We start from the raw sequence: 24,177 nt of genomic DNA on the forward strand, positions 1-24,177 counted from the left end.
CGTATTGCTATCCCCGATGGCAAGGCTTTCCTGATGTTAAGTGATCCTGGTCACATTCTTCAAATTAAACTCCTGACATTCTTATTTAACGACAAAGAGTCTTTATTACTTATAATTAGATTCAATATACATATTCGCACTATTATCACCACCTGGCTGGAGAATACTGGACAATGGCCGACATCGAAATTAGGCAAGAATCGCCTACGGCGTTTTATATTAAAGTACACGACACGGATAATGTGGCGATTATTGTCAATGACAATGGTCTGAAAGCCGGGACGCGTTTCCCGGACGGACTGACGCTGATTGAACATATTCCCCAGGGTCATAAAGTGGCGCTCACGGATATTGCTGTTCACGGTGAAATTGTGCGCTATGGCGAAGTGATCGGCTATGCCGTTCGCGACATCGCACGCGGTAGCTGGATTGATGAGTCGATGGTTGAGCTGCCCAAAGCCCCGCCACTGGAGACACTGCCGCTGGCAACCAAAGTACCAGAGCCACTTCCACCTCTTGAAGGTTACACCTTCGAAGGCTACCGCAATGCAGACGGTAGCGTCGGCACCAAGAACCTGCTCGGCATCTCCACCAGCGTGCACTGTGTGGCAGGCGTTGTGGATTATGTGGTGAAAATAATTGAGCGCGATCTGCTGCCAAAATACCCGAACGTAGACGGTGTTGTGGGTCTGAACCATTTATATGGTTGCGGTGTGGCGATCAACGCGCCAGCAGCCATCGTGCCCATTAGAACTATTCACAACATCGCCCTGAACCCGAACTTCGGCGGCGAAGTGATGGTTATCGGCCTGGGCTGCGAAAAGCTCCAGCCGGAGCGACTGCTGGAAGGTACTCATGATGTAAAAAGTATTCCGGTGGACAGCGCCAGTATCGTCAGCCTGCAGGATGAAAAACACGTTGGCTTTAAATCCATGATTGATGACATTTTGCAGGTCGCCGAGCGTCATCTGGCGAAACTCAATCTGCGCCAGCGTGAAACCTGTCCAGCATCTGAACTGGTGGTTGGGATGCAATGCGGAGGCAGCGATGCGTTTTCCGGCGTAACGGCCAACCCGGCGGTAGGCTACGCCTCCGATCTGCTGGTACGCTGCGGCGCAACCGTCATGTTCTCAGAAGTGACCGAAGTGCGTGATGCGATCCACCTCCTGACCCCGCGCGCGATCAACGAAGAAGTGGGCAAACGTCTGCTGGAGGAGATGGCCTGGTACGATAACTATCTTGATATGGGCAAAACTGACCGCAGTGCTAACCCTTCTCCGGGCAATAAAAAAGGAGGTCTGGCGAACGTGGTCGAAAAAGCGCTGGGTTCCATTGCGAAATCAGGCAAAAGCGCAATTGTGGAAGTGTTGTCGCCAGGTCAGCGCCCCACCAAACGCGGCCTGATTTATGCCGCAACGCCTGCCAGCGATTTTGTCTGCGGTACGCAACAGGTGGCTTCCGGGATCACCGTGCAGGTGTTCACCACCGGTCGCGGCACGCCGTACGGCCTGATGGCAGTACCGGTAATTAAAATGGCGACCCGCACCGAACTGGCTAATCGTTGGTTTGACCTGATGGACATCAACGCCGGGACCATCGCCACCGGAGAAGAAACCATCGAAGAGGTGGGCCTGAAGCTGTTCGAATTTGTTCTCGACGTCGCCAGCGGGCGTAAGAAAACCTTCTCGGATCAGTGGGGACTGCATAACCAGCTGGCCGTGTTTAACCCGGCGCCAGTGACCTGATTATCTCATCCTGCTGTTAAAAAGCATGCCTACGGGCATGTTTTTTTTTGCCTGTAGCTTTCATAACCCTCCCATTCCTTTCGAAACTTTCATTTTTCCGATCAAAATCACAAAATAACATTACGAAACCCTATATTTTGTTTCGACAAAAGAAATCGAAAGAAATCGGAGGAAGGATGTTCATTATTTCAAGCAAAACGATGCTCAGGAAGGCCCAGCAAGAAGGCTATGCGGTGCCTGCCTTTAACATCCACAATCTCGAAACCTTACAAGTGGTAGTAGAAACTGCTGCAGAGTTACGTTCGCCATTAATTGTCGCCGGAACACCTGGCACCTTTAGCTACGCAGGAGTTGGCAATATCGTTGCTATCGCCAGCGAACTGGCGAGAAGCTGGAACCATCCCCTCGCTATTCATCTCGATCACCATGAAAAAATTATCGACATTCAAGAGAAGGTCGCTGCAGGTGTCCGCTCGGTCATGATCGATGGTTCGCATTTACCGTTTGCCGACAACATCGCCCTGGTCAGAAACGTGACTGACTACTGCCACCGCTACGACGTCAGCGTAGAGGCTGAACTGGGACGTTTGGGTGGACAGGAAGATGATCTGATCGTCGAGGGAAAGGATGCTCTGTATACCCACCCAGAGCAGGCTCACGAGTTCGTTACAAAAACCGGTATTGATTCCCTGGCGGTAGCTATCGGCACAGCACACGGCCTGTATACCGCAGAGCCAAAACTGGATTTTGAACGGCTGGAAGAAATTCGTCAACGCGTTGATATCCCTTTGGTTCTACATGGCGCATCCGGCCTGCCCCCTCAGGATATTAAGCGAGCTATCTCGCTGGGAGTCTGCAAAGTCAATGTCGCTACTGAACTCAAAATCGCCTTTTCTAATGCGCTAAAAAACTATTTGAGCACGCACGCCGATGCAAGTGACCCACGGCACTACATGGTTCCCGCCAAGGCGGCCATGAAGGAAGTAGTAAGCAAAGTCATAGCTGACTGCGGCTGCGAGGGAAAGCTGTAATCCATTAATTCATTTGAATAGCACGGGTTCTGACGAAGGTTTGTTTTTAAAGCTGGATCACGAAAGAGGCTTTTGACCTTTGCCTTCAATCCAAAAATATTATGAAGATAAACAAAAGATATCGGAGATAGAAGTGAAAGAAATAATCTCTCGTCATAAAGCAGGTGAACATTTAGGAATTTGCTCTGTTTGTTCAGCACATCCGCTGGTCATTGAATCCGCATTACGTTTTGATCTCAATACGGACAGTAAAGTCCTGATTGAAGCAACGTCCAATCAGGTCAACCAGTTTGGCGGTTACACCGGAATGAAACCCGCCGATTTTCGTGATTTTGTCTATAACATCGCGCAAAACATTGGTTTCCCACGCGAAAGACTGATTTTAGGGGGCGATCATTTAGGCCCTAACTGCTGGCAAAATGAACCAGCAGCAGAAGCTATGGAAAAATCCGTGGCTCTCATTAAGGCCTATGTCTCTGCAGGTTTCAGCAAAATTCATCTTGATGCCTCAATGTCCTGTGCTGGCGACCCCATGCCGCTGGACCCGGTGACCGTCGCCCAGCGTGCAGCCGTGCTTTGTCAGGCTGCAGAAGAGACAGCCACCGAAGAACAGAAACACCAACTGACTTATGTTATTGGTACGGAAGTTCCTGTGCCGGGCGGAGAAGCCAGTACCATTGGTACCGTTCACGTCACGCGTGAAGAAGATGCCGCCCGTACACTGGAAACACATCAGGTCGCCTTTCGCGCATTAGGGCTCGAAGACGCATTAACCCGCGTGATCGCGATTGTGGTCCAACCCGGCGTAGAGTTCGATCACACTCAAATCATTCATTACCAGCCTCAGACTGCCAAAGCGCTTTCCGCCTGGATCAAAGAGACACCAATGGTCTACGAGGCACACTCTACTGACTATCAGACCCGTCAGGCCTATCGTGCCCTCGTACGCGATCACTATGCGATTCTGAAAGTCGGTCCGGCGCTGACCTTCGCCCTCCGTGAAGCCATTTTTGCACTGGCACAAATGGAAAATGAACTCATCGCTCCGGAACAACGGAGTCAGGTGCTGGAGGTGATTGATGAAGTCATGTTGAATGAGCCGGATTACTGGAAAAAGTACTATCGCCCTACCTGGAGTCAGGCAATGGTCGATATTCATTTTAGCCTTTCCGACCGCATTCGTTATTACTGGCCTCATCCACGTATTCGTCAAGGCGTGGAAAAGTTAATCAGCAACCTGAATGACGTCGAATTACCGTTAGGGTTAATAAGCCAATTTTTGCCCGTGCAGTTTGAACGCCTGACCGAAGGTACGATTACTGCCTCACCCCATAATCTGATTATCGACAAAATCCAGGACGTCCTGCGCGCCTATCGCTTTGGTTGCGCGCCAGCTATAGCCTGAAATCTGGAGAATATATGAGCCAACTCTTTGTCCGAACCGGTATTAATTTTAGCTCGTGTCAGCATGCGCTGACACACATTGGGGAGGAGATGCTGGCCAAAGGGGTCGTGCATAAAAGCTACCCACAAGCCTTGATTGAGCGTGAAGCAACATTCCCGACAGGGATAGCGCTGGAGCGTCATGCAGTCGCTATTCCGCACTGTGAAGCTATCCATGCAAAATCTCCAGCTATCTATCTGATTCGCCCGGATACACCTGTCAATTTTCAACAAGCAGATGATGACGAAGAGATAGCTGTCTCTTTAATTATCGCCTTAATCGTTGAGAACCCTGCGGCACAGCTGAAACTCCTGCGCCGTCTGTTTAGTGAGCTACAAAACCCGAACACCATTGAAGCATTATTGAATGCTCCAGAAGCTGAACTGGAAATGCTCTTTCGGGAATCAATCCTTGAGTCTGAGCCATGTGCGCAGGCCTGATAAAAAACTGATAATAAAAGGAATACCCTATGAAGCGTAAAGTAATTGTGGCCTGTGGCGGTGCGGTAGCAACTTCAACAATGGCTGCGGAAGAAATTAAAGAACTGTGCGAAGCCAACAATATCCAACTCGACCTGGTGCAGTGCCGGGTAACTGAAATCGAGACCTATATGGATGGCGCAGACCTCATCTGCACTACCGCCCGCGTTGACCGCACTTTTGGTGATATTCCTGTGGTTCACGGCATGCCTTTTGTGTCCGGCGTGGGTATCGAAGCATTACAGCAAAAAATCCTGACCATTCTCGTGGGGTAACGCCATGTTTAGCGAAATTATGCGTTATATCCTTGATTTAGGTCCAACGGTCATGCTGCCGTTAGTGATCATCATCTTCTCAAAACTGTTGGGGATGAAACTCGGGGATTGTTTTAAATCCGGTCTGCATATTGGGATTGGTTTCGTCGGTATCGGACTGGTTATCGGCCTGATGCTCGACTCTATTGGCCCTGCAGCAAAAGCCATGGCGGAACAGTTTCAAATCAACCTGCATGTGATTGATGTGGGCTGGCCGGGGTCATCTCCGATGACGTGGGCATCGCAGATCGCGCTGATTGCGATCCCTGTCGCCATCGGAGTCAATATCCTGATGCTGGTCACGCGAATGACCCGCGTGGTGAACGTCGATATCTGGAATATCTGGCATATGACATTTACCGGCGCAATGTTACATCTGGCGACGGGGTCTTACTGGCTAGGTATTCTGGGTGTGATCGTTCATGCCGCCTTCGTCTACAAACTTGGCGACTGGTTCGCGAAAGATACGCGAGACTTTTTTGGTCTTGAAGGGATAGCTATACCACACGGATCGTCAGCCTATCTGGGGCCAATAGCGGTATTGGTTGATACCATCATTGAAAAAATACCCGGTCTGAATCGCATCCATTTTAGCGCAGACGATGTACAAAAACGCTTCGGTCCTTTTGGCGAGCCGGTTACCGTTGGCTTTGTTATGGGTCTGGTCATCGGTATGCTGGCTGGTTACGACGCGAAAGGGGTTCTGCAACTGGCCGTCAAAACAGCGGCGGTGATGCTGCTGATTCCACGCGTGATCAAACCAATTATGGATGGCTTAACGCCGATTGCGAAGCATGCACGTAAACGTCTGCAGGCCAAATTTGGCGGTCAGGAATTCTTAATCGGTCTGGATCCTGCGTTGCTGCTCGGCCATACATCGGTGGTTTCCGCCAGTCTAATCTTTATTCCGCTGACCATTCTGATTGCCGTCCTGGTACCTGGTAACCAGGTACTGCCATTCGGCGACCTCGCAACCATCGGTTTCTTTGTGGCAATGGCCGTTGCGGTGCATCAGGGTAATCTGTTTCGCACGCTGATCTCCGGCGTCATCATCATGGGCATCACCCTTTGGATTGCCACACAAACCATTGGCTTACATACCCAGCTCGCCGCCAATGCAGGCGCGCTGAAAGCTGGTGGAATGGTGGCATCAATGGACCAGGGGGGTTCCCCAATAACCTGGCTGCTGATTCAGCTCTTTACCTGGCAAAACGTTGTGGGCTTCATTGTTATTGCCGTCATTTATCTGACTGGTGTTCTGCTGACCTGGCGTCGGGCGCGTAACTTCACCGCTGCGGAAAAAGCCGCCTCTATCTCAGAAAGCCAGCCCGCATCTTAATTTCTGGGGGGCATTTGCTCCCCTTCACATTTCTGGAGACTTTTATGAAATCAGTGGTTATTCACGCTGAGGGAGACGTGCGCGTTGAAGAACGTCCCGTACCACAGTTGCAAACTGAAGACGATGTATTGGTCAGGGTTGTTAGCTCGGGACTTTGCGGTTCAGATATTCCCCGCATTTTTAATCATGGTGCACACTATTACCCGATAACGCTAGGCCATGAATTCAGCGGCTATGTTGAATCGTACGGTGCAAGTGTTACTGACATGCAGCCCGGCGATGCCGTCGCCTGCGTACCGCTACTCCCCTGTTTTCACTGTCCACAGTGCGAGCGAGGATACTTCTCGCTGTGCAAGCAATATCAGTTTGTCGGTTCACGCAGCGAAGGCGGTAACGCGGAATATGTAGTCGTAAAACGCGCCAATCTGTTCCGCCTGCCTTCAGATATGCCGATCGATGATGGGGCGTTCATCGAACCTATTACCGTCGGACTGCATGCGTTTCACCTGGCTCAGGGTTGCGAAGGTAAAAATGTGATTATTGTGGGTGCCGGTACTATCGGTTTGCTGGCAATGCAATGCGCCCGCGAACTCGGCGCGAAAAGCATCACTGCGATTGATATCAACCCACAGAAGCTGGCATTAGCAAAAGAGCTGGGAGCAACTCATGTTTTTAACAGCCGGGAAATGAGTGCTACGGAGATTCACTCGAGCCTTACCGATATTCAGTTTGACCAGCTCATACTGGAAACCGCAGGAACCCCACAAACTGTAACCTTGTCTGTCGAAATTGCAGGCCCTCGCGCGCAGGTGGCGTTGGTCGGAACACTGCATCACGATCTGACGCTGGCTTCAGGAGTATTTGGTCAAATATTGCGTAAAGAGTTAACCATTCTCGGTAGCTGGATGAACTATTCCAGTCCATGGCCTGGAGAAGAATGGGAAATCGCAGCACGTTTACTGACTGAAAAACGCTTGCAACTGGAACCTTTAATCGCCCACAGCGGTAATGCCGAGAGCTTCGCCAGTGCCGTTAAGTCACTTAATGGCGCGCCGATGCAGGGAAAAATCCTGCTTAAACTATCCTGATCTCACGAGCCAGCAACCTGCGCTGGCTCACATTTACTTTCGAAATTTGGCGTTCACCTTTCGCAATCCTTCGATTAAACTAGTGACAATTAAATTGTCAGGCAAATCAATATGAACTCATTTGAGAGAAGGAACAAAATTGTCGACCTGATTAATACGCAAGGTAGCGTACTGGTAATGGATCTTTCGAATACCTTTGGTATTTCTGAAGTAACCATTCGCGCCGACCTGCGATTATTAGAAGAGAAGGGGCTTGTCACCCGTTTTCACGGTGGTGCGGCAAAACCTGGAAGCCATCTGGCCGAAGGTGACAATCAGGAAGTGATATTAGAAGAACGGTATCAGCTCGCCAGTGATCCCAAAAAAAGGATTGCCCAGGCCGCTACTGCGATGGTTGAAGAAGGGATGACCGTGATTCTGGATAGCGGAAGCACTACCTTACTGATCGCGGAGGCGTTAAACCGGAAAAGCAATATTACCGTGATTACCAATAGCCTGCCTGCCGCATTTACGCTGTCAGAAAACAAAGACATTACGTTGGTTGTCTGTGGGGGAACGGTACGCCACAAAACCCATTCAATGCATGGCACCATCGCGGAACGTTCATTACAAGGGATAAGCGCTGACCTGATGTTTGTTGGCGCCGATGGGATTGATGCCACGAATGGTATTACCACATTCAATGAAGGTTATTCCATTAGCAGCGTAATGGCAGCGGCGGCGCATAAGGTCATTGCCGTACTGGATGCGACTAAGTTCAATCGACGTGGTTTTAATCAGGTATTACCGATGGAGAAGATTGACTGCGTGATTACCGATGACGGCATTAGCAAACAGGATAAATCAGCACTGACAAAAACAGGCGTTGAATTGCTGGTCGTTTAGAGGTGCCAGGTTTCCCGTTTCCCCCCAGAGCGTTGCAGCCTATCTTTTTGCTGCAACGCTTTCTGGTTGATGCCTACAATAAATTACATATTGAAGTATCACACTTACTTAATACGACAAATATTCCTTCATATATTATATAATATACCCTCAAACATACAATCTTCAAAAAAAATACAACCTTCGATAATGTCATGACGAGCTAGTATAATTATACGCACAACGTTACCATTAAAAAAATCAACATCACCTATAAACGTCAGTAAATCATGCGCTAAATAATGATTCCAAAATCGTTATCAACGTAATAAAAAACATAAAATGAATATAAATTTATTCCCAAAAATACATGCCTTCGTTCTAATTTACAAACATAAATCATACAATAAAAAGCTTACAAACTTATCGCTAAAATAATATTCATTCATGAAATAAATATCACAAGGATTAGGTTATTATGACGTTAATAAACAAAATGCTGATTGTGGGCGCGCTAGCTTTAGCCGCAGGCAATGCTGCCGCAACCGATGGGCAAATAATCTTTAATGGCGAGATCATCGAATCTACCTGCGAAATCAACACTCCTAACCGTGAAGTTAATGTCGAACTGGGAAGCTACAATAGGTACCAGTTCAGGGCCGCTGGCGACCGCAGCCCAAAAATTCCGTTCACTCTTCCATTAATCAACTGCCCAATGACCGCATGGGAGCACATTGATGGAACCAAGGATGCGTCATTCCAGTTATGGCTGGAAACACGCTCAGGCGGCACGGTCGTTAACCACCCAGACCTGGCGAAAGTCAGCAGTATGACCACCGCCGCTGACGGGGTCGGTATCCAGATTGAGGATGCAAAAACCCAAACGATCATACCGTTGAACAGGCTGGCCACGCCGAAAATATCCTACAAGATTACGGGGGCCACGATGAACGTCGACCTGTTCGCCTACTACGTTTCAACAGAAGCTCCCGCTGACATTACCGCCGGTGAAGCCGACGCTGCCGTTGATGTCACACTCGATTACCGTTAATCGTCACTGCGGTGCAGCCTGCGCATTTACACGGGCTGTACCCATTCCCCCTGTTTTTGCAGCATCAGGTAGAAAAATGACCATCTTGATACGGATCATCACGGTAGTAATAACCTTGTTGTGTAACACCCTTGTCAGCCAGGCGCAGGCCGGAGGCGTAGTATTACAGAGAACGCGGGTTATCTATAACGCCGATCGTAAAGAGGCGGCGCTACCGCTGCTCAACCACAGCGATAAAATGCCTTATCTGCTGCAATCCTGGGTTGATAATCTCCAGGACGGCGAGCGCGGCCCATTTATTATTACGCCACCGCTATTTCGTCTTGATGCAGGTGATAGTTCGTCATTGCGTATTATAAAAACGGATGCTTCATTACCTGACGATAAAGAATCAATGTTTTATATCAATGTGCGAGCCATTCCTGCGCAAAATAAATCAACCGCCGACAAGAACATGCTGACGCTGGTTTTTAAGACCCGTATCAAGCTTTTTTACCGTCCTGCGCAGCTTAAAGGACGGGCTGTCGATGCCTGGAAAACGGTGGTATTTAAACGTAGCGGTAATTCACTCAATATTTATAACCCGTCTGAATATTATGTTGTTTTCGCAGGAATGAATGTTGGAAAAACCGAATTAACGCAGAGTATTGATTATCTGGCTCCCGGCGAAAATAAAACATTGCCGCTGCCTGCGAACACTGGAAATACCGTGAAATGGGCGGCAATAAATGATTACGGTGGCAGTACTGAACCGGAAACCCGTCAATTGCAATAAGCACATAACAGCAAACAAAATTACGGATTCCAGTAATGAAAATAATCATAGCCCCCAAGAGCAGGCTGATTTTTAACCGCTTGACGGTTTTCGTCAAACACAGTTTACCGCTGGTCTTTTCCGCCAGTGGGCTGGTCTGTAGCACAGCCTATACCGCAGAATATTATTTTGATTCGTCCATGCTGGAAACTCAAAAAAGTGGCATGCAACCTACCGATCTGTCGCTATTTTCACAGGAAAAATCGCAGCTTCCGGGCGATTACCGCGTAGATATTTATCTCAATAAAAATAAAATCGGGCAGAAGACGCTAGCGTTTACCGCCAACGCCAGCCAGCAGCTGGAACCGCAGTTCACCATCGCTCAGCTACGTGAACTGGGGGTAAAGGTGGATGATATTCCGGCGTTAGCCGAGAAAAGCGACGACGCGATAATCAGCGCATTGCCGTCGCTTATCCCCAGTACGACCATAGACTTCGACTTCAACCACAGCCGGCTGAATATGAGTATTCCGCTGATTGCGCTCTATCGTGATGCCCGAGGCTACGTTGCCCCCTCCCGTTGGGATAGCGGCGTCCCAGCCCTATTCACCAATTACAGCTTTTCCGGCTCTGATACACGCTATCAGCGAGGCGACCAGAGCGAGCGCCAATATCTTAATTTGCAAAATGGTGCCAACGTCGGCCCATGGCGGCTGCGCAACTACAGCACCTGGAACCGCGACGATCGGTCGTCCAGTTGGAATACCATTAACAGTTATCTCCAGCGCGATATTAAGACGCTGAAATCTCAGCTATTGATAGGTGAAAGTGCCACCACTGGCAGCCTGTTTTCCAGCTATCAGTTCACCGGGATGCAGCTCGCCTCTGACGACAACATGCTGCCCAACAGCCAGCGCGGTTTTGCGCCGACCATTCGCGGCATCGCCAATACCAGCGCCATCATCACGGTACGGCAAAACGACTACATCATTTATCAAAGTAATGTACCCGCCGGGGCATTTGAAATTAACGACCTTTACCCCAGCGCCTCCAGCGGCGACCTGGATATCACCATTGAAGAGAGCGACGGCTCCCTTCGCCACTTTGTCCAGCCTTACTCCTCGCTACCGTTGATGCAGCGCCCAGGGCGTTTGAAGTACAGCGTCACCGCCGGGAAATTTCGCGCCACTACCAGCAACGATAGCGACGAACCCGAGTTTGCCGAAGGGACGGCGATATATGGCCTGAATAACACACTCACGCTCTACGGTGGCCTGCTCGGAGCAGAAAACTATCAGTCGCTGGGCGCAGGCGTCGGCAGCACACTGGGGATGATTGGGGCACTGGCGGTGGACATCACTCGTGCCGACAGTCAGTTCGACGATCAACAGTCTGCATCGGGCTACCAGTGGCGAACCCAATACACCAAAGAGATCCCGGAAACAGGAACCAACCTGTCGCTGAGCTATTATCGCTACACCAGCAGCGGCTTCTTTACCTTCTCAGATGCGAATGCACACGGTCAGGACAGTAGCCAACGCCAGCGTAGCCAAATTCAGCTCAACCTTAGCCAGTCGCTGTTTGGCAGCGTGAGTTTTTACACCTCTGGCTCGCAACGTGATTACTGGAATAGCGGTGGGCATGATCGCAACTTATCGCTGGGGATTAACGGCCAGATAGCCGGAATTGGCTACAACCTTAGCGGGCAGTTCACCGACTATGACGAAGAAGATAACGACCGCACGCTTTCGCTTAGCCTCAGCATTCCACTGGATCGCTGGCTACCACACAGTCGGGCGTCATACCGCATGACAAATCAGAAAGACCGCGCCACTCAGAATGAAGCCCGCCTCGATGGCTCATTGTTGCAGGACAACCGTCTGAGCTACTCGCTCAAGCAAACCCAGGATACTGATAACAACCACAGCAGCAGCCTTGGCAGTAGTTATCGCTCAGCCTATGGCACTTTCAACGCCAATTACGACTACAGCAATGACAGCCGCCAGTACAGCTACGGCGCGTCCGGCGGCATCGTGATGCATCGGCACGGCGTCACGCTGTCGCAACCGCTGGGTAACAGTTTCGCGCTGATCGACCTCAACGGCGCACCCGGCGTACGCGTGCAGAACTATCCCGGTATCGCCACCGATCCGTTCGGTTACGCGGTGATCCCTTATCTGACTTCGTACCAGGAAAACCGGATCTCACTGGATACCACGCTAATGCCTGATGACGTTGACGTGCAGCAAACCACACAAGTGGTTGTGCCAAACAATGGTGCAGTGGTCACCGCCCGTTTTACTGCCGATATCGGCCTGCGCGTGTTGGTCACGCTGCGCGACAAAAATGGCAACCCTGTGCCATTTGGCGCACGGGCCAGCAATCCAGATAGCGGGCAGGAAAATATTGTCGATGAAGGCGGCGTTCTTTATCTGGCGGGGGTCTCTACGCAGCCACAGCCCTGGACTGTGCAGTGGGGGAATCAGGCCGATCAACAGTGCCAGTTTACCTTCAGCTTACCTGCCGGCAAAGCCAGCAAGGCCTCAGTTTTGCGTGGCACTGCCCAGTGTCTCTAAGGATAAAAACAATGAAAAAAAGCGCGTTTATCATGGCTATTTTACTGTGTAGCAGCCATTCTGCGCAGGCTGCCTTCGGCAGTTGTGAAGCCAATGAGGTCTATTCCAGCGATCTTTCTGCCGACTGGAGTGAAGCTGACAACGTTGTCGGGCATAACTCGACATCGACTGCCCCGGTCACGGGAAACAGTTATCAAATCACCTGCGACTGCCCGAAAAACACCGGGGTTAATCCCTATTACAGGGCGGACTCACTGCTCCCGACCCAGGGACAAACTACGGGTTACTACAAGCTGAACGATAGCCTGGATATTCGCACCACGCTCAGAGACATTCCCGGAAAAGGCGAACAGGTTGTTCCCATGGCGAGCGTGAAAGAGAGCGTGCTCTACCAGGAGAGATCCGACAACGGTTTGTGTCGCGACGATGACCCCAGCAAACGTGCCGCCGCCGTAACGATCGGGGCACAAACTAAGTTTGAACTGCGCATTACTAAACCGTTTTTAGGGGAGTTGATTATCCCGCAGACGGATGTAGCGGTGATTAAAGCCGCGTGGAGCAACAATGTATCCTCTCCTCAAAGCCCTGGCGCCTATAAAAACCTGGTTACGCTTTCCATCAGCGGGCGGATCACCGTACCGCAGAACTGCAAAATTAATCAGGGCGACGTGGTTCAGGTCAATCTTGGTTTTATTAACGGCAACCGCTTTACCACCAAAGACGCCATGCCCGACGGCTATACGCCGGTAACATTCGATATTACCTACGATTGTGGCGATACCTCGACCATCGCAAATACCTTACAGATGAGATTTGACGCTGACGATATCATCAATCAGTACATTCTCGTGGCTCGGCGCAGAAGCGGGGATAACGTTCCGGATGTAGGTATTCGTATGCGGCATACCGACGGAGGAGCAACGAATATTCCGTTTTCTGACGGCATTGTTGCTCTCGACTCGTCAGGTTCCGGCGCAGCCCATATGTCCGCGTACCCCGTCAACCTGGTCGGCGGCGTGCTGGCTCCGGGAAAATTCAGTGGCACGGCCACCATCACAATTATTGTCAGATAACGCGATGACGAATGAAAAAATCGGATGACGCGTCGCTGACCAGAACCACAAAAAAACGTACAATTTATTGAAATTTAACATCATTGTAGTATTTGGCAAGCACAGCGACGCCCGATGAAATATTACTAGCCCTGCTGCTCCAGCGCATATTTATACAGCGCATTTTTCTTCACGCCGTGGATCTCTGCCGCCAGGGCTGCCGCTTTCTTCAGCGGTAGCTCTTTTTGCAGCAATGCCAGCGTGCGCAATGCTTCGGCAGGTAGTTCATCTTCCTGCGCTTTATGCCCTTCGACAATCAGCACCATTTCACCCTTACGGCGATTTTCATCTTCTTTTACCCATGCCAGCAGTTCGCCGACCGGTGCGCCGTGAATGGTTTCCCAGGTTTTGGTCAGCTCGCGCGCCAGGACCACGTAGCGGGATTCCCCCCACACAGCCACCATATCTTCCAGACTATCCAGCAGGCGATGGGTTGATTCATAGAAAATCAATGTACGTGGTTCAGCTTCGATGGCTTTCATCGCATCACGACGGCCTTTCGATTTCGCCGGTAAGAAACCTTCGTAGCAAAAACGATCCGACGGCAAACCGGCTGCGCTCAGCGCGGCAATGGCAGCACACGGGCCAGGCAGAGGAACCACACGAATACCGGCTTCCCGGCAGGTGCGCACTAAATGGTAGCCAGGATCGTTAATCAGCGGCGTTCCGGCGTCGGAAACCAGCGCGATGTTTTGCCCTTCTTTCAACTTCGCCACCAGCGTTTCGGCCTTTTGCTGTTCGTTATGGTCATGCAGCGCAAACAAACGGGCGTTAATCGCGAAATGTTGCAGCAATAAACCTGTATGACGCGTATCTTCAGCGGCAATTAAATCAACAGCTTGCAATACTTCGAGCGCTCGTTGGGTAATATCAGCCAAATTTCCGATAGGAGTAGGTACAATAAAGAGTTGGCCTTGAGAATTATCCGCCGATTCGTGTTGTTTCATTGTGTCGTCCGTATTGCCGATTTAATATTGAGCATTGCGTAAAAAATATCACTGGATACAGTATGGTACCCTCAACATTTTCTCGTTTGAAAGCCGCGCGCGCTCTGCCAGTAATCCTGGCAGCATTGATCTTCGCCGGCTGTGGCACCCAGGCGCCAGACCAAAGTGCAGCCCACATGCAGGGCACCGCACAGGCTGATTCCGGCTTTTATCTGCAGCAAATGCAGCAAAGCTCAGATGATAGCAAGACCAACTGGCAATTACTCGCCATTCGTGCGCTGCTGAAAGAAGGCAAGACCCAGCAGGCTGTCGAATTGTTCAAGCAACTCCCACAGAGTCTGAACGATACACAACGTCGCGAACAGTCTTTATTGGCTGTTGAAATCAAGCTGGCACAAAAAGACATTGCTGGCGCGCAGGCGCTGCTGGATAAACTCACTCCGGCCGATTTCGATCACAACCAGCAGGCTCGCTACTGGCAAGCGCAGATCGATGCCAGCCAGGGGCGCCCATCGTTAACACTGCTGCGCGCTCTGATTGCTCAGGAACCGCTACTGTCAGCACAGGACAAGCAGAAAAACATCGACGCCACCTGGCAGGCTCTCTCGTCAATGACGAAAGAGCAGGCACAGACACTGGTCATCAATGCGGATGAAAACGTTCTGCAAGGCTGGCTGGATCTGCAACGCGTGTGGTTCGATAACCGTAGCGACCCGGATATGATGAAAGCGGGTATTGCCGACTGGCAAAAACGTTATCCGCAAAACCCTGGTGCGAAATTACTACCCACTCAGTTGATAAACGTCCAGAGCTTTAAGCCAGCATCCACCAGTAAAATTGCGCTGTTGCTGCCTCTGAATGGCCAGGCTGCTGTTTTTGGTCGTACTATTCAACAGGGCTTTGAAGCGGCTAAAAATATGGGCACGCAACCCGTAGCTACTCCTGTTGCAGCCCCCACCGCATTGGCTACGAGCAACACTGAAGCGAATACTCAACCGCAGACTGCCGACGGTGTTGCCAGCCCTTCTCAGGCCTCGGTGAGCGATCTGACACAGGATGCGCCAGCACAGCCAGAAGCTGCTGTCAGCACACCGCAAACTGCACCAGCCCCGGCGACGACGGCAAGCACGCCAGCGAATCCATCCGCTGAGCTGAAAATCTACGACACCTCATCACAACCGCTAAATCAAATCCTGGCCCAGGTTCAGCAGGATGGCGCCAGCATTGTTGTCGGCCCGCTGCTGAAAAACAATGTTGAAGAACTGATGAAAAGCAACACACCGCTGAATGTGCTGGCGCTTAACCAACCTGAGGCGGTGCAGAATCTGGCAAATATTTGCTATTTCGCTCTGTCACCAGAAGACGAAGCTCGCGATGCCGCACGCCATATTCACTCGCAGGGTAAGCAGGCCCCGCTGCTGCTTATCCCTCGTAGCGCGCTTGGCGATCGCGTGTCCAACGCCTTTGCTCAGGAGTGGCAGGCGCTTGGTGGCGGCGTGGTGTTACAGCAGAAATTCGGCTCCACCGCGGAACTGAAAATGGGCGTCAACGGCGGTTCAGGGATCTCCCTGACGGGTAGCCCTATTGTATCCTCTATACCTTCGCAGCCTGGCGTGACGATTGGTGGCCTGACAATTCCAGCTCCACCAAGCGATGCGCAAATCACCGGTGGCGGTGGTCGCGTTGATGCCGTGTATATTCTGGCAACGCCAGAAGAAATCGCGTTTATTAAACCGATGATTGCTATGCGTAACGGCAGCCAGAGCGGTGCAACCCTTTACGCCAGCTCTCGTAGCGCACAAGGCACAGCCGGCCCTGACTTCCGACTGGAAATGGAAGGCTTGCAGTACAGCGAAATCCCGATGTTGGCCGGCGGTAACGAGCCTCTCATGCAACAAGCGCTAAGCGCGGTGCATAACGACTACTCGCTTGCGCGCATGTACGCAATGGGTGTCGATGCCTGGTCGCTGGCTAACCACTTTTCGCAAATGCGTCAGGTGCAGGGCTTCGAAATTAATGGCAACACCGGTGCATTAACCGCGACTCAGGATTGCGTGATTAACAGGAAGTTATCATGGCTCAAATACCAGCAAGGGCAAGTCGTCCCCGCCAGTTAACGAGTAAAGAGACCGGTGACGCGTGGGAAGCTACCGCGCGTGACTGGCTGGAACGCAAAGGACTGCGTTTTATTGCCGCCAACGTACGTGAACGTGGCGGCGAAATTGACCTGATAATGCGTGAAGGCAAAACGACCGTCTTTGTTGAAGTCCGTTTCCGCCGTTCAGCCCTTTTTGGCGGCGCGGCAGCAAGTGTGACCCGTAGCAAACAACACAAATTATTACAGACCGCCCGTTTGTGGCTCGCCCGTCATAATGGGAGTTTTGATACTGTGGATTGCCGGTTCGATGTGTTAGCCTTCACCGGAAATGATGTTGAGTGGTTTAAGGATGCGTTTAATGACCACTCATAATTGAAGATACAGAGCCTGGTTCTTAAGGATTAGCGTGTTAGATAGAATTAAAGTCTGCTTTACAGAAAGCATTCAAACTCAGATTGCTGCGGCTGAAGCGCTTCCGGATGCGATTTCCCGTGCAGCCATGACGCTGGTTCAATCCCTGCTCAATGGCAACAAAATTCTCTGTTGTGGTAATGGGACGTCCGCTGCCAACGCACAGCATTTTGCTGCCAGCATGATCAACCGTTTTGAAACAGAACGCCCCAGTTTACCTGCTATTGCACTAAATACTGATAATGTGGTCTTAACTGCGATTGCCAACGATCGCCTGCACGACGAAGTTTATGCAAAACAAGTCCGTGCGCTGGGACATGCAGGTGATGTTCTGTTGGCTATCTCTACGCGTGGTAATAGCCGCGATATCGTTAAAGCCGTTGAAGCTGCCGTCACGCGTGACATGACGATCGTAGCGCTGACCGGTTATGACGGGGGTGAACTGGCCGGATTATTGGGGCCACAGGATGTCGAAATCCGCATTCCCTCACACCACAGCGCCCGCGTTCAGGAAATGCATATGCTGACGGTAAACTGCCTTTGCGATCTCATCGATAACACGCTTTTCCCTCACCAGGATGATTAAGGAGTACACATGAAGGCATTTTCGCCGCTCGCAGTCGTTATTTCTGCGTTGCTGTTGCAAGGCTGTGTAGCTGCCGCCGTTGTCGGAACTGCAGCTGTAGGGACTAAAGCCGCAACAGACCCTCGCAGTGTCGGCACCCAGGTAGATGATGGTACCCTGGAATTACGCGTCAATACGGCGTTGTCAAAAGATGCCCAAATTAAGAAAGAAGCGCGCATCAACGTCAGCGCCTATCAGGGTAAGGTGCTGCTGGTCGGTCAGTCTCCTAATAGCGAGCTTTCTGCACGAGCAAAACAAATTGCTATGGGCGTAGAAGGCACGACGGAAGTATTTAACGAGATCCGTCAGGGCCAGCCAATCGGTCTTGGCGAAGCATCCAACGATACCTGGATCACCACCAAAGTTCGTTCCCAGTTGCTGACCAGCGATCAGGTGAAATCCTCTAACGTTAAAGTGACAACCGAGAATGGAGAAGTATTCCTGTTGGGTCTGGTCACCGAGCGTGAAGCGAAGGCTGCAGCAGATATCGCCAGCCGGGTAAGTGGCGTGAAGCGCGTCACCACAGCCTTTACGTTCATCAAATAACGCGTAAATAGCCCGGTGAGGCCATACTCGCCGGGTTATTTCGCTCTTTCCCGAAGCTGGGATGAAGTAAGAACTGACACCCCTTCATGAGCAGGTGAGATAGCTTCCGCCAGCATTGCCCGCGCAACATCACGCGCCTCAATCGATTTCCAGTTTCCGGGCAGCAGCCGGAATAACGGTGCAAAGAACATTTCATTTGCCCGCTGCTTATCCCGTTCCCCCAACAACATTGAAGGCCGTGCAATCGTTAACCGTGGCCAGTTCTGAGCAATCAGCGCCTGTTCCATTTCACCTTTAACCCGGTTATAAAAAAATGGGGAGTTGGCATTGGCTCCCATAGCGCTGACTACCAGCATATGCTGGGCCCCCAGGCGAAGACCCGTCAGGGCGGTATCCACCACTAGGGTATAGTCTGCGTGAATAAATGCCTCTTTGCTGCCCGCTTCTCGTCGGGTGGTTCCCAGGCAGCAAAAAACGATATCTATCGGATCGTTCACCTGTGCCAGCGCATCTGTCAGTTGCGGATCGTGCGGGTTATAAACCCCAACCGTATCGGCCAGTGGGCGGCGTGTTGGAGCAGTAATGGCGTGGATCCGCGGTTCATTCAGCAGCATACGCAATAAATGCCCCCCCACCAACCCCGTTGCACCTGTAATTAACACCTGACTCATCGCTTCTCCTTCCTTTGCGCCCACTATCATTTATCTAACTATAGATCACGTAGCCAAAGCATTTTTTTACCAAAACCCAATGTGTTGTCAGTGAATTTGATTTCATCCAGCCGAATCTCCCAGACGGGCGCAGGCATCATTTTGGCGACAGGGAAGCGGCGATTATAAGCTTTACGCGCTAAGTCACTCTCTTCTCCCTCCAGACGCCTGATTTCCCCTTTAAACTGCACACCGCGGATCAGCGCCACCGTTTTGGGCTGGCCGTTTACCGTTCCAGCAACGGGTGCGCGCGGGCCGGACATCTGTGCATGGCGCGTCTTCTCTTCGGTGAGCAAATAGAACGCCATCTTTTGTGCATCAAACAGATAAAATGCATTGGCACACCACAATTCACCCTCATGGTGCACACACCAGGTCACGACGTGCTGTTTTGCCAGCCAACGAGTCACCGCAGTCAGTGTTTCCATTTCTGTTCTCTTTTATACTGTAAGTTTGAAAATTATCACGTCGATGGTGACAATGACACCCTGGTATCTGTACCTGATCCGTACCGCAGACAACGCCCTATACACCGGAATAACAACCGATGTGCAACGCCGCTATAAGCAGCATCAGAGTGGAAAAGGCGCAAAAGCACTGCGCGGAAAGGGGGAATTAACTCTGGCATTTGCGGCGCAAGTCGGCGACCGTTCGCTGGCCCTGCGCATAGAATATCGTATTAAACAGCTTACAAAGCGTCAGAAAGAACGCCTTGTAGAAGGCGAAGGGTTTGAGGCGCTACTGAGCAGCCTGCAAACCCCGGCGCTTAAAAACGATTGAAGTGATCGTGGTATTCCACCAAACCCGTCACACCATTCAGCGCATCTTCCGCCAGGCGATGCACCTGAAATGCGCTTTCGGTACCAGGCCAGCGGCAATGAAGATCGTGGTGAGCGGCCAGTTCAAAGCCTAAGCGACTGTACAATGCTGGATCGCCCAGTGTGACCACCGCGGCGTAACCAAACTCGTTCAGCGAATCCAGCCCTTCATAAACCAGTTGACGCGCCAGACCCTGTCCACGGTAGTTTTCATCAACCGCCAGTGGAGCCATTCCGACCCATTGCAGGTCTTCACCCTGTACATCAACAGGACTGAACGCGACATAGCCCACAACCTGGCCTTCGTCATCGGTCGCAACCAGACCCAGCGTCAGAAAGCCATCTTCGCGCAGGTCATGTACTAACTTCGCTTCTGCATCGCTATCAAATGAGCGGCGCAGCAACGCATCAATACCAGGGGCATCAATGGGAATTTCAACTCGAATCAGCATGGTTCACCTACCGAGGTCTGTTTGGTTTCTGGCGAATGTTTCATACCCGCCTCAACAAAGTCCGCCAGTTGCAGCAGCATGACACGCAACGGTTTCGGCATCTGCTCCAGTTCAATGGCGTCCATCAGATTTTTCACATGTAGCCCTAATTCTGTATCGCCTTCAATCACCAGGCGACGCTGGAAGAAAAGCGTATCCGGGTCCTGCTTGCGCGCTGCAATCATCAATAAATCGCTGGCATCTGCGCTAAAACTCACATCAGCGTCTGCGTCCTGACTGACGATAAGTTTGTCGTTCTCAACAGAGGTATACCATCTGAGGCCAATATCGCGAACATTTATGCTCAACCAGCGACCGTCGAGAAACTCAAGTTCTCCATCGGCCAGCGCCTGGCGAAATTGCCAGCTCAAGACTTGTTCCAAGACCTGGCGCTTCAGCGTAAAGGGCGTCAGTTTAACCGGTACACTCATCAGAGAAGGACCAAAATGTACTAAGCGTGAACGCAGTTTTTCCAACACGAGCTTTACTCCCTGTTTCAATAGTCCTGCTATTTTGCCATATCAAATAAACGACATAGCGGCATAAATCAACAATTCGATGCGAAATTGTTACCTCTTTATTGGTGTCACCAATACGACTTTAACTGCCTCAAATCAAAAATTGTCTCAGCAAGGTTAACTAAAATCCCTCTTCGTTAACATTTTTGCGCCCTGGTGGCGCAACTTTCAGGATAAATTATGGAGCTGCTCTGCCCTGCCGGAAATCTCCCGGCGCTTAAGGCGGCCATCGAGAACGGCGCTGATGCTGTATACATCGGGCTGAAAGATGACACCAACGCCCGTCATTTCGCCGGCCTTAATTTTACCGAGAAAAAATTGCAGGAAGCGGTGAATTTTGTCCATCAACACCGCCGTAAGCTGCACATCGCAATTAACACCTTTGCGCACCCGGATGGTTACGCACGTTGGCAACGAGCCGTTGATATGGCGGCGCAACTGGGTGCTGATGCGCTGATCCTCGCCGATCTCGCTATGCTTGAGTATGCCGCAGAGCGCTACCCGCATATTGAGCGCCATGTCTCCGTTCAGGCATCCGCAACCAACGAGGAAGCGATTAATTTCTACCATCGCAACTTTGACGTCGCACGCGTTGTTCTACCACGTGTGCTATCAATCCATCAGGTAAAACAGCTCGCTCGCGTAACACCAGTTCCTTTAGAAGTGTTTGCCTTTGGCAGTCTGTGCATTATGGCGGAAGGTCGCTGCTATCTTTCGTCTTATCTGACGGGTGAATCCCCCAACACCGTTGGTGCGTGCTCCCCTGCCCGATTTGTTCGCTGGCAGCAAACCCCAGCAGGCCTTGAATCTCGCCTGAATGAAGTGCTGATTGACCGCTATCAGGACGGTGAAAACGCAGGTTATCCAACGCTTTGTAAGGGACGCTATCTTGTGGACGGTGAGCGTTATCATGCGCTGGAGGAGCCGACCAGCCTTAATACGTTAGAACTGCTACCCGATCTGATGGCAGCCAACATCGCCTCGGTGAAAATTGAGGGACGTCAGCGTAGCCCGGCTTACGTCAGCCAGGTGGCGAAAGTGTGGCGCCAGGCGATTGACCGTTGCAAAGCCGATCCGCAGAACTTTGTTCCGCAAAGCGCCTGGATGGAAACACTCGGTTCAATGTCCGAAGGCACGCAGACTACGCTTGGTGCGTATCACCGTAAATGGCAGTGAGAAAAGCAATGAAATATTCCTTAGGACCAGTGCTCTACTACTGGTCGAAAGAAACGCTGGAAGATTTTTATCAGCAGGCCGCTACCAGTAATGCCGACGTTATCTATCTTGGGGAAGCTGTGTGTAGCAAACGCCGCGCCACCAAAACGGGTGACTGGATTGATATGGCAAAATCACTCGCCAGTAGCGGGAAACAGGTGGTGCTGTCCACGCTGGCGCTGGTTCAGGCATCATCGGAGCTGGGTGAGCTGAAGCGCTATGTAGAAAATGGCGACTTCCTGCTGGAAGCCAGCGATCTGGGCGTTGTGAACATGTGCGCCGAACGTAAACTGCCATTTGTCGCCGGGCATGCGCTCAACTGCTACAACGCCGTGACCCTTCGTCTGTTGCTTAAACAAGGCATGGTGCGCTGGTGTATGCCAGTAGAACTATCCCGCGACTGGCTGGTGAATCTGCTCAACCAGTGTGATGACTTGGGTATTCGCAACCAGTTTGAAGTCGAAGTTCTGAGCTACGGGCATCTACCTTTAGCGTACTCTGCCCGCTGCTTTACCGCACGCTCTGAGGACCGACCAAAAGACGAATGCGAAACCTGCTGCATCAAATATCCAAATGGCCGCGATGTCCTGTCGCAAGAGAACCAGCAGGTCTTTGTCCTGAATGGGATTCAGACCATGAGCGGTTATGTCTACAACCTCGGTAATGAACTGACGTCCATGCAGGGCCTGGTTGATATCGTCCGTCTGTCCCCATTAGGAACCGAGACATTCGCGATGCTTGATGCCTTCCGTGCCAATGAGAATGGCTGTGCCCCATTACCACTTACTGCCCACAGCGACTGTAACGGCTACTGGAAACGTCTGGCAGGTCTGGAGCTTCAGGCGTAAAAAAGCTCACTTTGTTAACAACGGTAATCAAATTTTAATGCAGTATTAAAAGATTAACCGGTAACAAAGTGAGCCGTTATGACTGACAAAATTATTCCGTTCTCGGTGCTGGATCTGGCACCGATCCCCGAAGGTTCCAGTGCAAAAGAGGCTTTTACGCACTCTCTGGATCTCGCTCAACTGGCTGAAAAGCGCGGCTACCATCGCTACTGGCTGGCTGAACATCACAATATGACCGGTATCGCCAGTGCAGCAACCTCTGTACTGATAGGTTATCTGGCAGCCAATACCACCACCCTGCGTCTGGGGTCCGGTGGGGTCATGCTACCTAACCATTCACCGTTGGTGATCGCTGAGCAGTTCGGGACGCTGAATACGCTGTATCCTGGCCGTATCGACCTGGGCCTTGGACGTGCGCCAGGCAGCGATCAACCCACCATGCGCGCACTGCGCCGTCATATGAGCGGTGATATCGATAACTTCCCGCGCGATGTGGCGGAACTGGTGGACTGGTTTGACGCATGCGATCCTAATCCACAAGTACGCCCGGTTCCCGGCTATGGTGAGCAAATTCCGGTCTGGTTACTGGGATCCAGCCTGTACAGCGCACAACTGGCAGCACAGCTTGGTTTGCCGTTTGCCTTCGCCTCACACTTCGCACCAGATATGCTGCACCAGGCATTGCATCTGTATCGCACTCAGTTCAAACCTTCAGCACGGCTGGCAACACCGTATGCCATGGTGTGCATCAATATCATTGCCGCTGACAGCAATCGTGATGCCGAATTTCTCTTTACCTCGATGCAGCAGGCATTCGTAAAATTGCGTCGGGGTGAAACCGGACAGTTACCACCTCCGGTAGAAAATATGCATCAGCTGTGGTCCGCTTCTGAGCAGTATGGCGTTCAGCAGGCACTGAGTATGTCGCTGGTGGGAGATAAAGTGAAAATACGTCATGGACTGGAGTCGATTCTGCGTGAAACACAAGCGGATGAAATTATGGTCAATGGGCAGATTTTCGACCACCAGGCACGTTTACATTCGTTTGATTTAGCGATGCAGGTGAAAGAAGAGTTGGTTGGGTAGGGCGTTGTTTTGCCCGGTGGTGCTTCGCTTACCGGACCTACGAGAGCGTGTAGGCCGGATAAGCGTA

General features: G+C 51.3%; 25 protein-coding genes. 20 read left to right on the forward strand and 5 right to left on the reverse strand.

The window, feature by feature from the left end:
• Nucleotides 1-173 precede the first annotated feature (173 nt).
• The 12 genes from garD (at nt 174) to OH663_RS02955 (ending at nt 13,758) form a co-directional block, all read left to right on the forward strand.
• Nucleotides 174-1,745: a galactarate dehydratase gene (gene garD / locus OH663_RS02900; protein WP_200041797.1), complete on the forward strand. Its 1,572-nt coding sequence runs from the start codon at nt 174-176 to the stop codon at nt 1,743-1,745.
• A gap of 176 nt (nt 1,746-1,921) precedes the next feature.
• Nucleotides 1,922-2,776, forward strand: coding sequence for a tagatose bisphosphate family class II aldolase (locus tag OH663_RS02905; RefSeq protein WP_200010057.1), 855 nt, complete (start codon nt 1,922-1,924; stop codon nt 2,774-2,776).
• A 133-nt stretch (nt 2,777-2,909) separates the two neighbouring features.
• Complete coding sequence (gene gatZ / locus OH663_RS02910) at nt 2,910-4,181, forward strand: tagatose-bisphosphate aldolase subunit GatZ (RefSeq protein WP_200010059.1); 1,272 nt, start codon at nt 2,910-2,912, stop codon at nt 4,179-4,181.
• Between the two features lie 14 nt (nt 4,182-4,195).
• Nucleotides 4,196-4,660, forward strand: coding sequence for a PTS galactitol transporter subunit IIA (gene gatA / locus OH663_RS02915; RefSeq protein ID WP_045447947.1), 465 nt, complete (start codon nt 4,196-4,198; stop codon nt 4,658-4,660).
• Between the two features lie 29 nt (nt 4,661-4,689).
• Nucleotides 4,690-4,974, forward strand: coding sequence for a PTS galactitol transporter subunit IIB (gene gatB / locus OH663_RS02920; RefSeq protein WP_003828616.1), 285 nt, complete (start codon nt 4,690-4,692; stop codon nt 4,972-4,974).
• A gap of 4 nt (nt 4,975-4,978) precedes the next feature.
• Nucleotides 4,979-6,352 carry a PTS galactitol transporter subunit IIC gene (locus OH663_RS02925; protein WP_263525683.1) on the forward strand — a complete coding sequence of 458 codons (1,374 nt, stop codon included), beginning with the start codon at nt 4,979-4,981 and terminating at the stop codon, nt 6,350-6,352.
• 44 nt (nt 6,353-6,396) lie between these two features.
• Entirely contained in the window at nt 6,397-7,440 is a 1,044-nt protein-coding gene (gene gatD, locus OH663_RS02930) for a galactitol-1-phosphate 5-dehydrogenase (protein WP_200010061.1), read from the forward strand.
• A 111-nt stretch (nt 7,441-7,551) separates the two neighbouring features.
• On the forward strand, nt 7,552-8,325 hold the full coding sequence (locus OH663_RS02935) for a DeoR/GlpR family DNA-binding transcription regulator (protein WP_045447957.1): 774 nt from the start codon (nt 7,552-7,554) through the stop codon (nt 8,323-8,325).
• Nucleotides 8,326-8,782: 457 nt separating this feature from the next.
• The gene (locus tag OH663_RS02940; RefSeq protein ID WP_045447960.1) at nt 8,783-9,355 is read left to right on the forward strand and encodes a fimbrial protein; all 573 of its coding nucleotides are present in this window, start codon (nt 8,783-8,785) and stop codon (nt 9,353-9,355) included.
• A 76-nt stretch (nt 9,356-9,431) separates the two neighbouring features.
• Entirely contained in the window at nt 9,432-10,130 is a 699-nt protein-coding gene (locus tag OH663_RS02945; protein ID WP_045447962.1) for a fimbrial biogenesis chaperone, read from the forward strand.
• Nucleotides 10,131-10,165: 35 nt separating this feature from the next.
• Nucleotides 10,166-12,685, forward strand: a complete 2,520-nt coding sequence (locus tag OH663_RS02950; protein ID WP_200010063.1) for a fimbria/pilus outer membrane usher protein — start codon at nt 10,166-10,168, stop codon at nt 12,683-12,685.
• An 11-nt stretch (nt 12,686-12,696) separates the two neighbouring features.
• Nucleotides 12,697-13,758: a fimbrial protein gene (locus OH663_RS02955; RefSeq protein WP_200010064.1), complete on the forward strand. Its 1,062-nt coding sequence runs from the start codon at nt 12,697-12,699 to the stop codon at nt 13,756-13,758.
• A gap of 125 nt (nt 13,759-13,883) precedes the next feature.
• Here the strand turns inward: OH663_RS02955 and rsmI are convergent, their stop codons facing one another.
• The gene (gene rsmI / locus OH663_RS02960) at nt 13,884-14,744 is read right to left on the reverse strand and encodes a 16S rRNA (cytidine(1402)-2'-O)-methyltransferase (protein ID WP_200010067.1); all 861 of its coding nucleotides are present in this window, start codon (nt 14,742-14,744) and stop codon (nt 13,884-13,886) included.
• 62 nt (nt 14,745-14,806) lie between these two features.
• Between rsmI and OH663_RS02965 the strand changes: the two genes are divergently transcribed.
• Genes OH663_RS02965 through dolP form a run of 4 tightly spaced genes read left to right on the forward strand, consistent with a single transcriptional unit; the run spans nt 14,807 to nt 18,424 of the window.
• Complete coding sequence (locus tag OH663_RS02965) at nt 14,807-16,861, forward strand: penicillin-binding protein activator (RefSeq protein ID WP_200010069.1); 2,055 nt, start codon at nt 14,807-14,809, stop codon at nt 16,859-16,861.
• Nucleotides 16,819-17,214, forward strand: a complete 396-nt coding sequence (locus OH663_RS02970) for a YraN family protein (RefSeq protein ID WP_045447978.1) — start codon at nt 16,819-16,821, stop codon at nt 17,212-17,214. The genes OH663_RS02965 and OH663_RS02970 overlap by 43 nt, the downstream gene beginning before the upstream one ends.
• 34 nt (nt 17,215-17,248) lie before the next feature.
• Nucleotides 17,249-17,839, forward strand: coding sequence for a DnaA initiator-associating protein DiaA (gene diaA / locus OH663_RS02975; protein WP_003024948.1), 591 nt, complete (start codon nt 17,249-17,251; stop codon nt 17,837-17,839).
• A 9-nt stretch (nt 17,840-17,848) separates the two neighbouring features.
• Nucleotides 17,849-18,424 carry a division/outer membrane stress-associated lipid-binding lipoprotein gene (gene dolP / locus OH663_RS02980; protein ID WP_045447981.1) on the forward strand — a complete coding sequence of 192 codons (576 nt, stop codon included), beginning with the start codon at nt 17,849-17,851 and terminating at the stop codon, nt 18,422-18,424.
• A 35-nt stretch (nt 18,425-18,459) separates the two neighbouring features.
• Here the strand turns inward: dolP and OH663_RS02985 are convergent, their stop codons facing one another.
• Nucleotides 18,460-19,095, reverse strand: a complete 636-nt coding sequence (locus tag OH663_RS02985; protein ID WP_045447984.1) for an NAD(P)H-binding protein — start codon at nt 19,093-19,095, stop codon at nt 18,460-18,462.
• A 38-nt stretch (nt 19,096-19,133) separates the two neighbouring features.
• Entirely contained in the window at nt 19,134-19,562 is a 429-nt protein-coding gene (locus tag OH663_RS02990) for a YhbP family protein (RefSeq protein WP_200010071.1), read from the reverse strand.
• Between the two features lie 52 nt (nt 19,563-19,614).
• On the opposite strand from OH663_RS02990, the gene OH663_RS02995 reads away from it, so the two are divergent.
• Nucleotides 19,615-19,914 carry a GIY-YIG nuclease family protein gene (locus tag OH663_RS02995; RefSeq protein ID WP_045447990.1) on the forward strand — a complete coding sequence of 100 codons (300 nt, stop codon included), beginning with the start codon at nt 19,615-19,617 and terminating at the stop codon, nt 19,912-19,914.
• Here OH663_RS02995 and OH663_RS03000 read toward each other — a convergent pair.
• A complete protein-coding gene (locus OH663_RS03000) occupies nt 19,901-20,404 on the reverse strand; it encodes a GNAT family N-acetyltransferase (RefSeq protein WP_045447993.1) in 504 nt (167 codons plus the stop codon). The two genes, OH663_RS02995 and OH663_RS03000, sit on opposite strands and share 14 nt — an antisense overlap.
• The gene (ubiT, locus tag OH663_RS03005; protein ID WP_200010072.1) at nt 20,398-20,922 is read right to left on the reverse strand and encodes a ubiquinone anaerobic biosynthesis accessory factor UbiT; all 525 of its coding nucleotides are present in this window, start codon (nt 20,920-20,922) and stop codon (nt 20,398-20,400) included. The genes OH663_RS03000 and ubiT overlap by 7 nt, the downstream gene beginning before the upstream one ends.
• A 219-nt stretch (nt 20,923-21,141) precedes the next feature.
• On the opposite strand from ubiT, the gene ubiU reads away from it, so the two are divergent.
• The 3 genes from ubiU (at nt 21,142) to OH663_RS03020 (ending at nt 24,110) form a co-directional block, all read left to right on the forward strand.
• Complete coding sequence (ubiU, locus tag OH663_RS03010; protein ID WP_045447998.1) at nt 21,142-22,137, forward strand: ubiquinone anaerobic biosynthesis protein UbiU; 996 nt, start codon at nt 21,142-21,144, stop codon at nt 22,135-22,137.
• 8 nt (nt 22,138-22,145) lie between these two features.
• The gene (locus OH663_RS03015; protein WP_045448000.1) at nt 22,146-23,024 is read left to right on the forward strand and encodes a U32 family peptidase; all 879 of its coding nucleotides are present in this window, start codon (nt 22,146-22,148) and stop codon (nt 23,022-23,024) included.
• Between the two features lie 78 nt (nt 23,025-23,102).
• Nucleotides 23,103-24,110, forward strand: a complete 1,008-nt coding sequence (locus OH663_RS03020; protein ID WP_045448002.1) for a luciferase-like monooxygenase — start codon at nt 23,103-23,105, stop codon at nt 24,108-24,110.
• Nucleotides 24,111-24,177 lie beyond the last annotated feature (67 nt).

Origin of the sequence: Citrobacter sp. Marseille-Q5395, from assembly GCF_947057495.1 — a bacterium.
Lineage (GTDB): Bacteria > Pseudomonadota > Gammaproteobacteria > Enterobacterales > Enterobacteriaceae > Citrobacter > Citrobacter murliniae.

What these genes read in the sequence shown, in the direction of transcription:
- garD (WP_200041797.1), top strand. Translation starts at nt 174, where the DNA reads ATGGCCGACATCGAAATTAGGCAAGAATCGCCTACGGCGTTTTATATT.
- OH663_RS02905 (WP_200010057.1), top strand. Translation starts at nt 1,922, where the DNA reads ATGTTCATTATTTCAAGCAAAACGATGCTCAGGAAGGCCCAGCAAGAA.
- gatA (WP_045447947.1), top strand. Translation starts at nt 4,196, where the DNA reads ATGAGCCAACTCTTTGTCCGAACCGGTATTAATTTTAGCTCGTGTCAG.
- gatB (WP_003828616.1), top strand. Translation starts at nt 4,690, where the DNA reads ATGAAGCGTAAAGTAATTGTGGCCTGTGGCGGTGCGGTAGCAACTTCA.
- OH663_RS02925 (WP_263525683.1), top strand. Translation starts at nt 4,979, where the DNA reads ATGTTTAGCGAAATTATGCGTTATATCCTTGATTTAGGTCCAACGGTC.
- gatD (WP_200010061.1), top strand. Translation starts at nt 6,397, where the DNA reads ATGAAATCAGTGGTTATTCACGCTGAGGGAGACGTGCGCGTTGAAGAA.
- OH663_RS02935 (WP_045447957.1), top strand. Translation starts at nt 7,552, where the DNA reads ATGAACTCATTTGAGAGAAGGAACAAAATTGTCGACCTGATTAATACG.
- OH663_RS02940 (WP_045447960.1), top strand. Translation starts at nt 8,783, where the DNA reads ATGACGTTAATAAACAAAATGCTGATTGTGGGCGCGCTAGCTTTAGCC.
- OH663_RS02945 (WP_045447962.1), top strand. Translation starts at nt 9,432, where the DNA reads ATGACCATCTTGATACGGATCATCACGGTAGTAATAACCTTGTTGTGT.
- OH663_RS02950 (WP_200010063.1), top strand. Translation starts at nt 10,166, where the DNA reads ATGAAAATAATCATAGCCCCCAAGAGCAGGCTGATTTTTAACCGCTTG.
- OH663_RS02955 (WP_200010064.1), top strand. Translation starts at nt 12,697, where the DNA reads ATGAAAAAAAGCGCGTTTATCATGGCTATTTTACTGTGTAGCAGCCAT.
- rsmI (WP_200010067.1), bottom strand. Translation starts at nt 14,744, where the DNA reads ATGAAACAACACGAATCGGCGGATAATTCTCAAGGCCAACTCTTTATT.
- OH663_RS02965 (WP_200010069.1), top strand. Translation starts at nt 14,807, where the DNA reads ATGGTACCCTCAACATTTTCTCGTTTGAAAGCCGCGCGCGCTCTGCCA.
- OH663_RS02970 (WP_045447978.1), top strand. Translation starts at nt 16,819, where the DNA reads ATGGCTCAAATACCAGCAAGGGCAAGTCGTCCCCGCCAGTTAACGAGT.
- dolP (WP_045447981.1), top strand. Translation starts at nt 17,849, where the DNA reads ATGAAGGCATTTTCGCCGCTCGCAGTCGTTATTTCTGCGTTGCTGTTG.
- OH663_RS02985 (WP_045447984.1), bottom strand. Translation starts at nt 19,095, where the DNA reads ATGAGTCAGGTGTTAATTACAGGTGCAACGGGGTTGGTGGGGGGGCAT.
- OH663_RS02990 (WP_200010071.1), bottom strand. Translation starts at nt 19,562, where the DNA reads ATGGAAACACTGACTGCGGTGACTCGTTGGCTGGCAAAACAGCACGTC.
- OH663_RS02995 (WP_045447990.1), top strand. Translation starts at nt 19,615, where the DNA reads ATGACACCCTGGTATCTGTACCTGATCCGTACCGCAGACAACGCCCTA.
- OH663_RS03000 (WP_045447993.1), bottom strand. Translation starts at nt 20,404, where the DNA reads ATGCTGATTCGAGTTGAAATTCCCATTGATGCCCCTGGTATTGATGCG.
- ubiU (WP_045447998.1), top strand. Translation starts at nt 21,142, where the DNA reads ATGGAGCTGCTCTGCCCTGCCGGAAATCTCCCGGCGCTTAAGGCGGCC.
- OH663_RS03015 (WP_045448000.1), top strand. Translation starts at nt 22,146, where the DNA reads ATGAAATATTCCTTAGGACCAGTGCTCTACTACTGGTCGAAAGAAACG.
- OH663_RS03020 (WP_045448002.1), top strand. Translation starts at nt 23,103, where the DNA reads ATGACTGACAAAATTATTCCGTTCTCGGTGCTGGATCTGGCACCGATC.